Origin of the sequence: Streptomyces sp. NPDC051636, assembly GCF_044453765.1 — a bacterium.
In the GTDB taxonomy this organism is placed as follows: Bacteria; Actinomycetota; Actinomycetes; order Streptomycetales; family Streptomycetaceae; genus Streptomyces.
The window spans coordinates 169,469-183,448 of record NZ_JBITDA010000001.1 but is presented as its reverse complement, the minus strand read 5'-3'; the positions used below and the strand labels follow the sequence as shown (position 1 = coordinate 183,448).

At 72.5% G+C, this 13,980-nt stretch carries 14 protein-coding genes and 1 pseudogene; 8 read left to right on the top strand and 7 right to left on the bottom strand.

The window, feature by feature from the left end; all coding sequences use genetic code 11:
- Positions 1-43: 43 nt before the first annotated feature.
- Together ACIBBH_RS00880 and ACIBBH_RS00875 are read left to right on the top strand one after the other, a co-directional pair.
- The gene (locus ACIBBH_RS00880; RefSeq protein ID WP_399400536.1) at positions 44-1,069 is read left to right on the top strand and encodes an ATP-binding cassette domain-containing protein; all 1,026 of its coding nucleotides are present in this window, start codon (positions 44-46) and stop codon (positions 1,067-1,069) included.
- Positions 1,066-1,887 (top strand): ABC transporter permease, encoded by an 822-nt coding sequence (locus ACIBBH_RS00875; RefSeq protein WP_399400534.1) that lies wholly within the window; start codon positions 1,066-1,068, stop codon positions 1,885-1,887. The genes ACIBBH_RS00880 and ACIBBH_RS00875 overlap by 4 nt, the downstream gene beginning before the upstream one ends.
- Positions 1,888-1,906: 19 nt before the next feature.
- Here the strand turns inward: ACIBBH_RS00875 and ACIBBH_RS00870 are convergent, their stop codons facing one another.
- Entirely contained in the window at positions 1,907-5,179 is a 3,273-nt protein-coding gene (locus ACIBBH_RS00870) for a BTAD domain-containing putative transcriptional regulator (RefSeq protein ID WP_399401450.1), read from the bottom strand.
- 14 nt (positions 5,180-5,193) lie between these two features.
- Positions 5,194-5,631: a DUF6578 domain-containing protein gene (locus tag ACIBBH_RS00865; protein WP_399400532.1), complete on the bottom strand. Its 438-nt coding sequence runs from the start codon at positions 5,629-5,631 to the stop codon at positions 5,194-5,196.
- A 115-nt stretch (positions 5,632-5,746) separates the two neighbouring features.
- Between ACIBBH_RS00865 and ACIBBH_RS00860 the strand changes: the two genes are divergently transcribed.
- Positions 5,747-6,514, top strand: coding sequence for a site-2 protease family protein (locus ACIBBH_RS00860; RefSeq protein WP_399400530.1), 768 nt, complete (start codon positions 5,747-5,749; stop codon positions 6,512-6,514).
- Here ACIBBH_RS00860 and ACIBBH_RS00855 read toward each other — a convergent pair.
- Both ACIBBH_RS00855 and npdG read right to left on the bottom strand, forming a co-directional pair.
- Positions 6,499-6,726: a hypothetical protein gene (locus ACIBBH_RS00855; protein ID WP_399400528.1), complete on the bottom strand. Its 228-nt coding sequence runs from the start codon at positions 6,724-6,726 to the stop codon at positions 6,499-6,501. The genes ACIBBH_RS00860 and ACIBBH_RS00855 overlap by 16 nt on opposite strands.
- Before the next feature lie 4 nt (positions 6,727-6,730).
- On the bottom strand, positions 6,731-7,447 hold the full coding sequence (npdG, locus tag ACIBBH_RS00850; protein ID WP_399400526.1) for an NADPH-dependent F420 reductase: 717 nt from the start codon (positions 7,445-7,447) through the stop codon (positions 6,731-6,733).
- A 202-nt stretch (positions 7,448-7,649) separates the two neighbouring features.
- Here npdG and ACIBBH_RS00845 point away from each other — a divergent pair, with 202 nt between their 5' ends.
- Together ACIBBH_RS00845 and ACIBBH_RS00840 are read left to right on the top strand one after the other, a co-directional pair.
- The gene (locus ACIBBH_RS00845) at positions 7,650-8,249 is read left to right on the top strand and encodes a hypothetical protein (protein WP_399400524.1); all 600 of its coding nucleotides are present in this window, start codon (positions 7,650-7,652) and stop codon (positions 8,247-8,249) included.
- Between the two features lie 23 nt (positions 8,250-8,272).
- Positions 8,273-8,588, top strand: a pseudogene (locus ACIBBH_RS00840) (MFS transporter); the annotation flags it as partial.
- On the opposite strand, the gene ACIBBH_RS00835 reads toward ACIBBH_RS00840, so the two are convergent.
- A complete protein-coding gene (locus ACIBBH_RS00835; protein WP_399400522.1) occupies positions 8,589-8,822 on the bottom strand; it encodes a hypothetical protein in 234 nt (77 codons plus the stop codon). It lies immediately after the preceding pseudogene.
- Between the two features lie 58 nt (positions 8,823-8,880).
- Here ACIBBH_RS00835 and map point away from each other — a divergent pair, with 58 nt between their 5' ends.
- The gene (map, locus tag ACIBBH_RS00830; protein WP_399400520.1) at positions 8,881-9,738 is read left to right on the top strand and encodes a type I methionyl aminopeptidase; all 858 of its coding nucleotides are present in this window, start codon (positions 8,881-8,883) and stop codon (positions 9,736-9,738) included.
- 125 nt (positions 9,739-9,863) lie between these two features.
- Here map and ACIBBH_RS00825 read toward each other — a convergent pair whose 3' ends face one another.
- Positions 9,864-10,508 (bottom strand): PhzF family phenazine biosynthesis protein, encoded by a 645-nt coding sequence (locus tag ACIBBH_RS00825; RefSeq protein WP_399400518.1) that lies wholly within the window; start codon positions 10,506-10,508, stop codon positions 9,864-9,866.
- A complete protein-coding gene (locus ACIBBH_RS00820) occupies positions 10,501-11,391 on the bottom strand; it encodes a hypothetical protein (protein WP_399400516.1) in 891 nt (296 codons plus the stop codon). Before ACIBBH_RS00820 ends, ACIBBH_RS00825 begins: the two co-directional genes overlap by 8 nt.
- Before the next feature lie 194 nt (positions 11,392-11,585).
- Between ACIBBH_RS00820 and efeO the strand changes: the two genes are divergently transcribed.
- Both efeO and efeB read left to right on the top strand, forming a co-directional pair.
- Positions 11,586-12,719, top strand: a complete 1,134-nt coding sequence (gene efeO, locus ACIBBH_RS00815; RefSeq protein ID WP_399400514.1) for an iron uptake system protein EfeO — start codon at positions 11,586-11,588, stop codon at positions 12,717-12,719.
- A 9-nt stretch (positions 12,720-12,728) separates the two neighbouring features.
- A complete protein-coding gene (gene efeB / locus ACIBBH_RS00810; protein ID WP_399400512.1) occupies positions 12,729-13,979 on the top strand; it encodes an iron uptake transporter deferrochelatase/peroxidase subunit in 1,251 nt (416 codons plus the stop codon).
- Position 13,980 lies beyond the last annotated feature (1 nt).

Genomic DNA, 13,980 nt, shown 5'->3' with positions numbered 1-13,980 from the left:
GCCTGTAGGTGGTTTGTCGGTCGTGCCTGGCACCGTCATCCCCATGACGCGAATCGACAACAACCCCAACGGCGCAAGCCACGCGGTGCGGGTACGGGGGCTGGTCAAGCACTACGGCGAGACGAAGGCGCTGGACGGTGTGGACCTGGACGTGCGCGAGGGCACCGTCATGGGGGTGCTCGGGCCGAACGGGGCCGGCAAGACCACCCTCGTACGGATCCTGTCCACACTGCTGACCCCCGACGCCGGGCAGGCGACCGTCGCCGGCTACGACGTCGTACGGCAGCCCCGGCAGCTGCGCCGGGTGATAGGGCTGACCGGGCAGTACGCCTCGGTGGACGAGAAACTCCCGGGCTGGGAGAACCTGTACCTGATCGGACGGCTGCTCGACCTGCCCCGGCGGGAGGCCCGCGCCCGGGCCGACGCGCTGCTGGAGCGGTTCTCGCTGACGGAGGCCGCCCGGCGGCCCGCGGGGACGTACTCCGGCGGTATGCGGCGGCGGCTGGACCTGGCCGCCTCGATGATCGGACGGCCCGCCGTGCTCTACCTCGACGAGCCGACCACCGGACTGGACCCGCGCACCCGCAACGAGGTGTGGGACGAGGTCAAGACCATGGTCGGCGACGGCGTCACGGTCCTGCTGACCACCCAGTACATGGAGGAGGCCGAGCAGCTGGCCTCCGAGCTGACCGTGGTGGACCGCGGCAAGGTCATCGCCAAGGGCGGCATCGAGGAGCTGAAGGCCAAGGTCGGCGGGCGCACCCTGCGCGTGCGGCCGGTCGACCCGCTGGAGCTGCGCCCGCTCGCCGGCATGCTCGACGAGCTCGGCATCACCGGCCTCGCCGCCACCACCGTGGACACCGGCACCGGCACCCTGCTGGTGCCGATCCTCAGCGACGAGCAGCTGACCGCCGTGGTCGGCGCGGTCACCGCGCGCGGCATCACGATCGCCGCCATCAGCACCGAACTGCCCAGCCTGGACGAGGTCTTCCTGTCCCTCACCGGCCACCGCGCCAGTGCCCCGCAGGACGCCACGCCCGCCGACGCCCGCCAGGAGGTCGCCGTATGAGCGCCGCCACGCTCGCTCCCGCCGCCGCGAGGGCGGACATCCCCATCTCGCCCCGCGCCCACCTGCGCCACACGGGCGCGCTCATCCGCCGCAACCTGCTGTGGATCCGGCAGGACCCGGAGTCGATGTTCGACGCCGTCCTGTTCCCGGTGATCTTCACGCTGCTGTTCGTGTACGTCTTCGGCGGCTCGATCGGCAAGGCCATGGGCGGCGGCCAGGACCAGTACGTCCAGTACGTCGTGCCCGGCCTGATGGCCATGATGGGCATGAACATGGCCCAGGGCGTGGGCACCGGCTTCAACCAGGACTTCAACTCCGGTGTCATGGACCGCTTCCGGTCCCTGCCGATCGGGCGCGGCTCCGTCCTCTTCGCCAAGATCGCGGTGGAGCTGATGCGGATGCTGTTCGCGACCGCGGTGCTGATGGTGGTCGCCGTCCTCGTGGGCTACGACATCCACCACTGGGGCGGCATGCTCGTCTCCGTGGGCCTGTCCGCGCTGTTCGGCTCGGCCCTGATGTGGGTGTTCCTCACCCTCGGCGTGACCATGAAGAGCGCGCAGTCCGTGCAGGCCATGGGCTTCCTGGTGCTGATGCCGCTGCAGTTCGGCTCGTCGATCTTCGCGCCGACCGCCTCGATGCCGGGCTGGCTGCAGCACTTCACCGACTACAACCCGCTGTCCGCGCTGGCCGACACCGCGCGCGGCCTGATGGAGGGCGGCCCGGTCGCGCACGACCTGTGGGTGACGCTGATCTGGTCGGTGGGGCTCACCGCGGTGATGGCACCGGTCGCGGTCCACAAGTTCCGCACCAAGAGCTGACGCGGGCCCGTCGGGCGCGTCAGATCAGGGCGGTGGCCTCCGCGAGGGAGAGGCCACCGCCTTCCGCGTACGCGGCGTCGTACGCCTCCTCGCCGAGCACGGCCCGCAGGGCCGCCTCGGTGCGCTTGCGGACCTCTCGCTCGATGGTCGCCGCGACGTGATGGGGCGGCAGCAGCGCGTCGGCGGCGCCCAGGCAGCGAGCGCCGTCACGCGCGCGGGCGCCGCCGTCGGCCCCGGCGAGGGCCGTCGCGGCGATGGTCAGGTACAGCAGGGACAGGTGCGGGGCGATGGCCTGGGACAGCGGGTCGGCGGCGCGGTCCAGCGCCTTCCGGATCTTGTCCAGGGCGTCCTCGGGGCGGCCGTCGACGGCGTCCACCCAGGCCTCCTGGCCGAGGATGAAGGCGTCGAAGACGACGAAGTGCGCGATCTTGAAGTCCTGGCGCAGCAGCCGGAGCTGGTCACGGGCTTCCTGGACGCGCTCGGTGACGGAGAGCCAGCCGGAGAGGGAGAGGCGGGCCATGGGCATCGCCTCATGGGTGCTGCCGTCCTGGCAGGTGATGGTCTCGCGGAGCATCCGCTCGCCGCGCTCGCGCTCGCCCGTCTCGAGCAGCACGGCGGCCAGACGGACGCCGAGCACCGCCGCCTGGGCGCGGGCGCCGAGGCGGTCGGCGTGCTCGATGGCCGCCCGGAAGTCGGCGGCGGCCGCCTCGTACTCGCCCCCGCGCTCCCGGGACTCGCCGCGCGCGGCGAGCGCCTCGGCGGCGCCCCAGGCGTCCCCGAGGCGCCGGAATATCTCCAGCGCCTCGTCGGCGTCCCGGAACGCCTCGCCCGCCCACTCACTGCGGTTGGCCAGCATGTTGGCGCGCATCTGCAGGGTGGTGGCCAGTTCCCACTCGAAACCCGGGGTCTCCCGGGAGGTGCGCACGCACGCGTCGATGATGGTGCGCAGGCGTTCCAGGCCGCCGGTCAGCAACACGGCGAAGAACCACAGCATGCCCGGCGGACGGCAGGTCTGCGGCATGCCGGGCTCGTACACCTCGGTGATGACGCGCAGCTTCTCCTGGGCCTCGGGGGTCTGCCAGGCGTCCAGCTCGGTGTCCAGGCAGGCGAGATGGGCCAGGTGCAGCCCGCGCCGGGCCTCGGCGAGCAGTTCGCCGGTGTACGGGGGCGGGGCGTCCGTGCAGCGCTGCCACACCGGTGCGGCGCGGCGGACGGGCTCGGTGAACGGGTCGGGGCCGAGCGCCATGACCTCGCGGCACAGGTTGCGGGCCTCGATGCGCAGGTCGTGCATCTGCCAGTACCAGACCAGGGAGAGGACCAGGCAGAGCGCCTCCTGCTCGTCCTGCCCGGCGATGGCGCGGCGCAGGGCGGTGCGCAGGTTCTCGTACTCCAGCTGGAGCCGCTCGACGGCGGTGCGCTGGCCGGGGCCGCGCAGCAACGCGTCGGTGGTGCGGGCGAGTTCACGGAAGTACGTCAGGTGGGCGCGCTCGGCCTGCCCCCGCCGGCCCGCCTCGTCGAGCCGTTCGGCCGCGTACTCGGCGACGGTCTCCAGGAGCCGGTAGCGCATCGCGCCGTCGGGTGCCGGGGCGGCGACGACGAGGGACTTGTCGACCAGGGAGCCCAGCGCGTCGAAGGCGTCCGGTCCGCACACGGCCTCGGCGGCGGCGAGGTCGCAGCCGCCCGCGAACACCGACAGGCCGCGCAGCACCTCGCGTTCACGTTCGTCGAGCAGGTCCCAGGACCAGTCGACGACGGCCCGCAGGGTCTGCTGGCGGGGCAGCACGGTGCGGCTGCCGGAGGTGAGCAGCCGGAAGCGGTCGTCGAGCCGGTCGACGATCTGACGGGGCGTCAGCATGCGGAGCCGGGCGGCGGCGAGTTCGATGGCGAGGGGGAGGCCGTCGAGGCGGCGGCAGATCTCGGCGCACGCCTCCGGATCGTCCTCGGTACGGAAACCGGGCCGGGCCGCCGCCCCCCGGTCGGCGAGCAGCCGCAGCGCGACCGGCTCGGGCAGCGGCTCCACCGGGCGCACCAACTCGCCCGGCACGCCCAGCGGTTCCCGGCTGGTGGCCAGCACCGTCACCTGCGGGCAGCGTGCCAGCAGTCGTGCCACCAGGCGGGCCGCCGCGTCCACCACGTGCTCGCAGTTGTCCAGGACGATCAGCATCCGGCGTCGGCCGCAGTGTTCGACGAGCCGCTCGACGGGGTCGTCGTACCGGTCGGCGACGGCCCGCATGCTCTCGGCGCCGGCGCCGTGCAGCACGGTCTCGCGGGCGCCGATCGCGGTGAGGACGGCCTCCGGTACGGCCTCGGGGTCGTCGACGGGCGCCAGTTCGGCCAGCCACACCCCGTCCCGGGACGCGTCCCGTACGGCTTCGGCGGCCTCCTGCGACAGCCGGGTCTTCCCGGACCCACCGGGTCCGAGCAGTGTGACCAGCCGGGCCGCCGCGAGGTCCCCGCGGATGGCCTCGATGTCGGCTTCCCGGCCGACGAAGGAGGTGAGGCGGGTGGGCAGGTTGCCCGGTGACACGGGAGCCCCGGCGTGCCGCACCGCGCCGGGAGCGGACTGCGGGCAGAGCAACTCCGCGTGCAGTGCCCGCAGTTCGGGCCCCGGATCGGAGCCGAGCCGCTCGGCCAGCAGCTGTCGTACGTCCTCGTAGGCGGCCAGTGCCTCCGCCGTGCGGCCCGCGTCGCGCAGGGCGCGCAGGCGCAGGGTCTGGAGGGGTTCGTCCAGGGGGTGGGTGTCGCACAGGGCGGTCAGTCCGGGCAGCGCCTGTCCGGCGTGGCCGAGGGCGAGGGCGGCGGTGTGCCGGGCGCGCAGGGCGTCCAGGCGGCGGGTCTCGCACCGTGCGGCCCCGGCGGTGCGGTCGGGCAGGTCGGCGAGGGCGGGGCCGTGCCAGAGGGCGAGGGCATCGTCGAGGACCGCGGCCGCCTTGGCCGGGTCGCCGTCGGCCAGCGCGCGCAGCCCTTCGCCGGTGAGGCGTTCGAAGCGGTGCAGGTCGATGTCGTCGGGCGCGGCGGCGAGCCGGTAGCCGCCGTCGGCCGAGGCGACGGCGTCCGTGCCGAGTGCCCGCCTGAGCCGCCCCACCAGCGCCTGGACCGCGCCGGTCGCGTCGGCGGGCGGATCACCGTCCCACACCTCGTCGACCAGCAGGCTCACCGGCACGGTCCGCCCGGGTCTGAGCGCCAGCACGGTCAGCAGCGCACGCAGCCGCGCTCCGCCCACGGGAACGGACGTGCCGTCGGGACGGAGTGCCTGAGTGGTGCCGAGGATGCGATAGCGCACGGGCCCTATTGTCCCCGGTGATCTCACCGCCGGTCACGGGGTTCGGGCGGCGGGGCGTCGGCGACGTCCAGGGTGACGAGGACGCCGTCCGTGTTGCGCGTGCTCCGGCGGCCCGGGCCGGGGACGGGCGCGCCGTGTCCGAACCACTTGGGGCAGCTGTCGACGGGTTCGAGCGACCGCTTCCCGGGGACCGGTACGAAGCTCCTCGAGCCCGGGGCGGTCTCCGCGTACTCCTGGTGGACCAGGTGGATCGCGCGGACGCGGCCCGTGGCCGCGGGCCCCCGGCCGCCGTGGTGCTCGACCCTCAGCAGACCGGCGTACCGCTCCTCGTCCCAGGCCCACTTCCGCAGGTCCCCCGGCTCCACGGGAATCACTCGCCAGGTCACCGCGTCCCCCACCGAGAACGGCCTGCCGCAGCACTCCATCTGCCAGCTCTCGTACAGCACACACCTGAGTCCCATGCCCCCACCCTCCAGGAACCGGCACCCGGCCGCGAGACGTTTTCCCCGTGCGCCCGGTACGGTCGGGCTCCCCGAACCGTACCCGTTGCAGCCCCGGCCCACAGGAGTCGCCCGCATGACCACAGCCACCAGCCGCCACAGCGACCGCCGGATCAGTCCCGTCTTCGTCGGGATCGTGGCCGTCATGGCGGTCACGGGATGGGCCACCTGGACGGGGTTCGCCGACCAGCCGGGCGTCGCCGTGTTCCTGTTCGTGACGGCCGCCTGGATCGTCTCCCTGTGCCTGCACGAGTACGCGCACGCGCGTACCGCCCTGCACAGCGGGGACATCACGGTCGGCGCCAAGGGCTACCTGACGCTGAACCCGCTGAAGTACACGCACGCCCTGCTCAGCGTCGTGCTCCCGGTGCTGTTCGTGATCATGGGCGGGATCGGGCTGCCGGGCGGCGCGGTGTTCATCGAACGGGGCCGGATCAAGGGGCGGTGGCGGCACAGCCTGATATCGGCGGCGGGGCCGCTGACGAACGTGCTGTTCGCGGCGGTGTGCACGGCGCCGTTCTGGCTGGACGCGCTGGACGGGGTGCCCAGTGACTTCCGGTTCGCGCTGGCCTTCCTCGCACTGCTCCAGGTGACGGCCGCGGTCCTGAACTTCCTGCCGGTCCCCGGCCTGGACGGCTACGGCGTGCTCGAGCCCTGGCTGTCGTACAACGTCAAGCGCCAGGTGGAGCCGTTCGCGCCGTTCGGCCTGCTGTTCGTGTTCGCGCTGCTGTGGGTGCCGTCGGTCAACAACGCCTTCTTCGATGTGATCGACACGATCCTGCGCGGGCTGGGCGTCGCCGGGTTCGACGCGTCCTACGGCTGGAGTCTCTACCGCTTCTGGTAGGCGGCCCTGCCCCGGCGCAGGTAGTACCAGGTCATGTTGGACGACAGACCGGCGATCAGCACCCAGACGATCCCCAGCCAGCTGCCCTGGAGGAAGGACACGACCGCCGCGGCCGCGGCGAGCACGCAGACGATGAGGGCACAGAGGGCGAGGCGGGGCATGTCGGTCGGCTCCTGTCGGGGGACACTGCTTCGGGCACCAGTGTCCCCCATGCGGTCAGACGTCCGTGACGCGCAGCCCCGCGTGTGCCTTGTACCGGCGGTTGACCGAGATCAGGTTCGCGACCAGGGACTCCACCTGGTGGGCGTTGCGCAGCCGCCCGGCGAAGATGCCGCGCATGCCGGGGATGCGCCCGGCCAGCGCCTGGACGGTCTCCACGTCGGCCCGCTCCTCGCCGAGGACCATCACGTCGGTGTCGATCTCCTCGGTCTCGGGGTCCTGGAGGAGTACCGCCGACAGGTGGTGGAAGGCGGCCGTGACCCGCGAGTCCGGCAGCAGCGCGGCGGCCTGTTCGGCGGCGCTGCCCTCCTCCGGCTTCAGGGCGTAGGCGCCCTTCTTGTCGAAGCCGAGCGGGTTGACGCAGTCCACGACGAGCTTGCCGGCCAGTTCCTCGCGCAGCGACTCCAGGGTCTTGCCGTGGCCTTCCCAGGGCACGGCGACGATCACGATGTCGCTGCGCCGCGCGGTCTCGGCGTTGCCGGCGCCCTCGACGCCGTGGCCGAGCTCCTCGGCGGCGGCCTGCGCGCGCTCGGCGGCCCGCGAGCCGATGATCACCTTCTGGCCGGCCCTGGCGAGCCGGTAGGCGAGGCCCTTGCCCTGCGGCCCGGTGCCGCCGAGCACGCCGACGACCAGCCCGGAGACGTCGGGCAGGTCCCAGGGGTCCTTGACGGGAGCCTTCGCGGGGGTCTGTGCAGCACTGTCGGTAGAGGTCATGGGCCGACTTTACGTCCGCCACCGCTGCCCCACCGCCGCCCCACCGGCTCAGGTGAGCCGCGTCACGGGCACCTGCGGCGCCGACTCCCGGCGCCCGCCATCGGCGAAGGGGACCTCCAGTGACCGGCCACTGTCCCCGAGTTGAGCGAATTCGGGGTGAACTGCACGTCGACAGTGACCGATTACGGCAGTATGCGGCCTTATGGACGCCGTACGGGTCACGCTGCTGCGCGAAGTGCTCGCCGGGACCGAGTGGCTGGGAGCCACGCGGCGGTTCGGGGGTGTGCTGCGCGGATCGGTGGTGACGCACGGCGGCGGGCTGCTGCTGGTGGGGACCCCGGAGTACGAGCCCTGGCACCTGGCGGCCCACCTGGTGGACGAGGCCGCCTGGTCCGGCACGCCCGAGCTGGCCCCCACCCTCGTACGGCACGACGCGCGCCCCTCGGACCCGGCGCACCTGGCGGTCGGGCCCGGGCGGATCGAGGCGGCGCGGCGGGGCGAGACCCTGCTCGTGGTGGCTCCGGGGGAGCCCGCGGCGCTGCTCGAACGGGTCCACGCTGCCCGGCGGGCCGGGGTGACCGTGCTGGCCCTGGGCGCGGGCGGGGGTGAGCTGGAGTCGATGGCACACGAGACGCTGGCCGTCCCGGAGGGGGCCGAGCTGGACCTGGACAGCGTGCAGCACCTGGTCAGCGCGGCGGCGGGAGAGAACGCGGTGGCCTCCCCCAAGGGGCGCCGTCGGTTCCGGGACCGCTTGGCACGGCTGACGGAGACGCTGACGGCACCACCGCCTTCCCCGTGGTGACTTCCCCACCGGCGAAAAGCGGCTGCCCCGCCCACTCCAGGATCTTCCGGGGTGCCATGGGGAACCAGACGATCCCGGACGAGCTGCGCGGGCGGCTCGCCGGGATCGAGCTGCTGTCGTCCTCGGCCGGGCCGGCCGCCGGACAGGTCGGGCGGTTGTGCCGCATGGTGGGGCGTACGGGCGTCCGTCTGGTCGGGCGGGCTGCCGTGCGCGGGCGCGGTGGGGCTGCCGGCGCTGTGCCTGCCGAAGCCGATGACGTACGACGCCCGGACCAACGAGCACCCGGTGCGGATGCGGCAGCGACGCGCGACCGGCACACCCGCACCGGCACAGGCCTGATCAGTCCTCGTCGGTGCTCCCGCCCGACGGGGCGTCGTGCCAGCGCGGGTCGTTCTCCCACTGGAGGTTGCGCTCGCGAGCGGACTCCATCGCGTGTTCGGCCTCTGCGCGGGTGGTGTACGGCCCGAACCGGTCCTTGGCGGGGCACTCGGGCCCCTCCTCGACCTTCTTGTGCTCCAGGCAGTAGTACCACTCGCCGGGCTTCCCGGCGGTCCGCTTCTTGAACAGGGCCATGACCAGCTCCTCTCGCCACCGACATGTTCCCCCACGCCCGCTGGTTAGACTCGCTGGCATGTCTGGCCAGTCGCTGCTCGCACCAGGGGAGCTGTCTCCCACCCGTCCGGTCCCCGGAAACATCCGCCGCCCCGAGTACGTCGGCAAGCCCGCGCCGACGCCGTACACCGGGCCGGAGGTGCAGACCCCCGAGACCGTCGAGGCGATGCGGGTCGCCGGGCGCATCGCCGCGCGGGCCATGGAGGAGGCGGCGAAGCTCATCGCGCCGGGCGTGACCACGGACCAGCTGGACAAGGTCGCCCACGAGTACATGTGCGACCACGGCGCCTACCCGTCCACGCTCGGCTACCGCGGTTTCCCCAAGTCCCTGTGCACGAGTGTCAACGAGGTGATCTGCCACGGCATCCCGGACTCGACGGTCCTCAGGGACGGCGACATCGTCAATCTGGACGTGACGGCGTACATCGGCGGGGTCCACGGCGACAACAACGCCACCTACCTGGTCGGTGACGTCGACGAGGAGTCGCGGCTGCTGGTGGAGCGGACCCGGGAGTCCCTCAACCGGGCGATCAAGGCGGTCAAGCCGGGCCGGCAGATCAACGTCATCGGCCGGGTCATCGAGTCGTACGCCAAGCGCTTCGGGTACGGCGTGGTCCGGGACTTCACCGGTCACGGCATCAACTCGTCCTTCCACTCCGGGCTGATCGTCCCGCACTACGACAGCCCGCACGCCACGACGGTCATGCAGCCCGGGATGACCTTCACCATCGAGCCGATGCTGACGCTGGGCACGCACGAGTACGACATGTGGGACGACGGGTGGACCGTGGTGACCAAGGACCGCAAGCGGACGGCGCAGTTCGAGCACACGCTGGTGGTGACCGAGACGGGGGCGGAGATCCTCACGCTGCCGTAGGCATTTACCGACAGGCTGTCGGCAAAACCGGAGGGGCCCACGGCGCGGCCGGCGGCGGATCCGGTGGCGGGGCCCTTCGTCCCGCCGGAGCGGTTCCGGCGTGGGCTTCCGGGGCCGACGGCGGCTCAGCGCTCGAGGTAGACCCGTCCCCCGACCTCGATCCAGCCGCCCGGCTGGGGCGCCGTGAGGATCTGGGATCCCGAGCCCTGGGTGATGTTGAGCGCGCGGCCCAGCCGGTCCGTGAGCAGCAGGGCCGCCGCGCCCGTCGCCTCGTCCTCCTCGATGCCGTCGTCCCGGCCGGGGAAGGCCCGGGCGCGGATCCGGCCGGCGGCCTCGTCCTCCCACGCCCAGGCGTAAACCCATTCGCCCGGTGACGGCACGGGCAGCGCGTCGACCTCGGCGGCGGTGGCGTACTGGCGCAGGGTGCGCGGCGGCGCCCACTCCGGCCGGGCCTCGATCCAGCTGAACTCGCCGTCCAGGCGGGCGCCGACGACGCCGGCCGGCGTGACCAGTTCGGGGACGTCCAGCAGCCAGGCCGCGCCGACGCAGGGGTGACCGGCGAAGGGCAGCCGCAGGGTGGGCGTGTAGATGTCGACGACCCCGCGCTCCGGGTCGTCGACGAACACCGTCTCGCTGAAGCCGAGTTTCGCCGCGAACGCCTGCCGGTCGCTCCGCTCGGGCAGCACCGAACCGTCGCGGACGACGCCCAGCTCGTTGCCGTATCCGCCGTTGGCCGCGCAGAAGACGCGCAGCACGTCGTAGTCAGTCACCCGGGAATTGAAACATCACCCGGGCGGCGAGGGCGTCCCAGGCGGGGGCGCCGCCGGGGAGGTGCCAGGAGCGGGTCCGGGCCGGTTCGTACGGCAGGTCGGCCAGAGCGTTGGCACAGCCCTCTTCCAGCGCGGCCCGTCGGCGTTCGAGTCCGGGGTTCGCGGGCAGCGCCGCCAGCCGCTCCAGGTGGCGCCGGTGGCCCTCGGCCATCTTCTCCGCCCCGCGCCGCCACTGCTCCTCGTCGGACACCAGGGTCAGCACCACGCACTGCGGGGTGCGGCCCTCCGCGAGGGCGGTGACCACGCGGTCGTGGCCGTCGAGGATCATCCAGCCGCCGAGGAACGACACCCACCACAGCAGGACGGGCGCGAGCGTGCCCTCGCGGGCGTGCCTGCGGTACGCCTTCACGCGGGCGGCGTCGGGCGGCGACAGTTCGCGCAGGGGCAGGACGCCGTGCCAGCCGCCGCCGCAGTACAGCCCGAGGCTGCCGGTGGGCCAGTCGCGGACGAGATCCACGCTCCAGACGCCCGGCTCGAAGGCGGTCCGGCCGGCCAGCTCCCAGCGTCCGTGGTGCAGCGGGCCGTCGGGGGCGTCCTCCAGCCAACGGGCGTACCGGTGCGCCCAGTCGACCGCCGAGCGCATGTCCGCCGAGCGGAGGGGCGGCAGGGGTGAGCGGTACGCGTCGAGGCGGTGCAGGTGAAGGTCCCAGCAGCAGCCTTCGCCGGCCATTCCGCCCAGCAGGAGCGTCCGTTCACCCTGCCGCAACAGCTTCCGCTCCGCGTCCTCGGTGGCCTCGAAGCGCAGCGGCGGGGGGCCGGGGCGGCCCTGGACGTCGAGCACCAGACGGCTCGGCCCGAGCAGTTCCCTGCGTTCCCTGTCCATGCTGGAAATGATCTCCCACCCCCAGCTCCTTGACCTTCTCTTGACCTTCCCTTGGTGTCGAATTTGAGCCATCGACATCAAGCCGTGTCTGTGATTTTTCTGTGGGAGCTGAATCACGGACCAGGTGGGTAGGACTGAGGTTAGCCTCAGGTAAGTTAGGCCAGCCTCACCACACCGCCCCGCTTGGAGCCTGCATGCGAGCCGTTCGACTGACCGTCACCGCCGCCGCCACCGCGGCCGCTCTGACCGCCCTCACGGCCTGTACGGCGAAGAGCGACGCCAAGGGCGGCGAAGCCATCCAGGTGACCGCCGCCGACTCCACGTGCGACACCTCCACCAAGTCGGTTCCGGCCGGCCAGGTCACGCTGCGGATCGAGAACAAGGGCAGCAAGGCCACCGAGGTCGAGATCGTCTTCCCGGACGGCCGGATCGTCTCCGAGAAGGAGAACGTCGGCCCCGGCACCAAGTACACGCTGACCGCCGAGGTGAAGGCCGGTTCGTACGAGATCGCCTGCCGCCCGGGCATGAAGGGCCACGGGGTGCGGCAGAAGCTGACCGTCACGGGCGGCTCGACCGCCAAGCGGAACCCGAAGCTGGACAAGGCGGTCGCCGACTACCGCGAGTACGCCCAGGACCAGGCCGACGAGACGCTGCCGCTCGTCGAGACCTTCGTGAAGGCGGTCAAGGCGGGCGACCTCGAGGCCGCCAAGAGGGCCTACGCGCCCTCCCGTCTCGGCTGGGAGCGCACCGAGCCGGTCGCCGAGTCCTTCGGTGACATCGACCCGAAGGTCGACGTCCGCGAGGACGGCCTGGAGGGCGGCCAGAAGTGGACCGGCTGGCACCGGCTGGAGAAGGCCCTCTGGAAGGACAAGAAGATCGGCGCCGAGGAGAAGACCCTCGCCGACCAGCTCGTGACCGACCTGAAGGACTGGCAGGAGCGGGTCGGCAAGGCCGAGATCACCCCGACCTCCATGGCCAACGGTGCCAAGGAGCTCCTCGACGAGGTCGCCACCGGCAAGGTCACCGGCGAGGAGGAGCGCTACTCGCACACCGACCTGGTCGACTTCAAGGGCAACGTCGAGGGCGCGCAGAAGTCGTACGAGCTGCTCAAGCCGGTCGCCTCGAAGAACGACCCGGCGCTGACCAAGGAGCTGGACAAGCAGTTCGGCGCCCTGAACACGCTGCTCGACAAGTACCGGTCGGACAAGACCTCGTACGCCTTCGTCTCCTACGACAAGGTCGGCGCCGACGACCGCAAGGAACTGTCCGACGCGGTCAACGCCCTCGCCGAGCCGCTGTCCAAGCTCGCCGCCGCGGTTGTGAAGTAGGGGGCGACGATGACGGACACACAGGCAAGCAGCCCCTCCCGCCGCGCCCTGATCGGCTGGGGCGGCGCCGGCCTCGCGCTCGGGGCCGCCGCGGCCGGCGGTGCGGTGGCGATGGCGAAGGCCGGCAACGACGTGGACCCGGCGGCGGCCGAGGTGGGCGCGGCGGTGGAGTTCCACGGCGCCCACCAGGCGGGCATCGCCACACCCGTCCAGGACCGGCTGCACTTCGCCGCGTTCGACGTGAAGACCGACGACCGCGCCGAGTTCGTGCAGATGCTGAAGGACTGGACGGCCGCCGCGCGCCGGATGACCGCCGGGAAGGCGGTCGGCGAGGGCGCGTACGGCGGGCTCGCCGAGGCGCCGCCGGACGACACCGGTGAGGCGCTGGGCCTGAAGCCGTCGCGGCTGACGCTCACCATCGGATTCGGGCCGTCCTTCTTCGAGAAGTTCGGGCTGAAGGACAAGCGGCCCGCGGCGCTCGTCGACCTGCCCGCCTTCCCCGGGGACAACCTCGACAAGTCCCGTACCGGCGGCGACCTGTGCATCCAGGCCTGCGCGGACGACCCGCAGGTCGCCGTGCACGCGATCCGCAACCTGGCCCGGATCGGCTTCGGCAAGGTCGCCATCCGCTGGTCGCAGCTCGGCTTCGGCAAGACCTCCTCGACCACCCCGGACGCCCAGACCCCCCGCAACCTCATGGGGTTCAAGGACGGCACCCGCAACATCGCGGGCACGGAGACGGACCGGCTGAAGAAGTTCGTGTGGGTCGGTGACGGCGACGGCCCGGCGTGGATGACCGGTGGGTCCTACCTGGTGGCCCGGCGGATCCGGATGAACATCGAGACCTGGGACCGGACCTCGCTGCAGGAGCAGGAGGACGTCTTCGGCCGCGACAAGGGCGAGGGCGCCCCCGTCGGCAAGGCGAAGGAGCACGACGAGCCGTTCCTGAAGGCGATGAAGCCGGACGCGCACGTGCGCCTGGCGCACCCCGACTCCAACAACGGGAGCACGATCCTGCGCCGGGGCTACTCCTTCACCGACGGCACGGACGGCCTCGGCCGCCTGGACGCGGGCCTGTTCTTCCTGGCCTACCAGCGTGACGTGCGCAAGGGGTTCATCCCGGTGCAGCGCAGGCTGGCGGCGCACGACGCGCTCAACGAGTACATCCAGCACGTGGGTTCGGCGGTCTTCGCCGTCCCGCCCGGTGTCCGGGACTCCGGCGACTGGTGGGGCAGGACGCTGTTCTCCGAGGAGGCGTAGC

What these genes read in the sequence shown, in the direction of transcription:
- ACIBBH_RS00880 (WP_399400536.1), top strand. Translation starts at nt 44, where the DNA reads ATGACGCGAATCGACAACAACCCCAACGGCGCAAGCCACGCGGTGCGG.
- ACIBBH_RS00875 (WP_399400534.1), top strand. Translation starts at nt 1,066, where the DNA reads ATGAGCGCCGCCACGCTCGCTCCCGCCGCCGCGAGGGCGGACATCCCC.
- ACIBBH_RS00865 (WP_399400532.1), bottom strand. Translation starts at nt 5,631, where the DNA reads ATGGGACTCAGGTGTGTGCTGTACGAGAGCTGGCAGATGGAGTGCTGC.
- ACIBBH_RS00860 (WP_399400530.1), top strand. Translation starts at nt 5,747, where the DNA reads ATGACCACAGCCACCAGCCGCCACAGCGACCGCCGGATCAGTCCCGTC.
- ACIBBH_RS00855 (WP_399400528.1), bottom strand. Translation starts at nt 6,726, where the DNA reads ATGGGGGACACTGGTGCCCGAAGCAGTGTCCCCCGACAGGAGCCGACC.
- npdG (WP_399400526.1), bottom strand. Translation starts at nt 7,447, where the DNA reads ATGACCTCTACCGACAGTGCTGCACAGACCCCCGCGAAGGCTCCCGTC.
- ACIBBH_RS00845 (WP_399400524.1), top strand. Translation starts at nt 7,650, where the DNA reads ATGGACGCCGTACGGGTCACGCTGCTGCGCGAAGTGCTCGCCGGGACC.
- ACIBBH_RS00835 (WP_399400522.1), bottom strand. Translation starts at nt 8,822, where the DNA reads ATGGCCCTGTTCAAGAAGCGGACCGCCGGGAAGCCCGGCGAGTGGTAC.
- map (WP_399400520.1), top strand. Translation starts at nt 8,881, where the DNA reads ATGTCTGGCCAGTCGCTGCTCGCACCAGGGGAGCTGTCTCCCACCCGT.
- ACIBBH_RS00820 (WP_399400516.1), bottom strand. Translation starts at nt 11,391, where the DNA reads ATGGACAGGGAACGCAGGGAACTGCTCGGGCCGAGCCGTCTGGTGCTC.
- efeO (WP_399400514.1), top strand. Translation starts at nt 11,586, where the DNA reads ATGCGAGCCGTTCGACTGACCGTCACCGCCGCCGCCACCGCGGCCGCT.
- efeB (WP_399400512.1), top strand. Translation starts at nt 12,729, where the DNA reads ATGACGGACACACAGGCAAGCAGCCCCTCCCGCCGCGCCCTGATCGGC.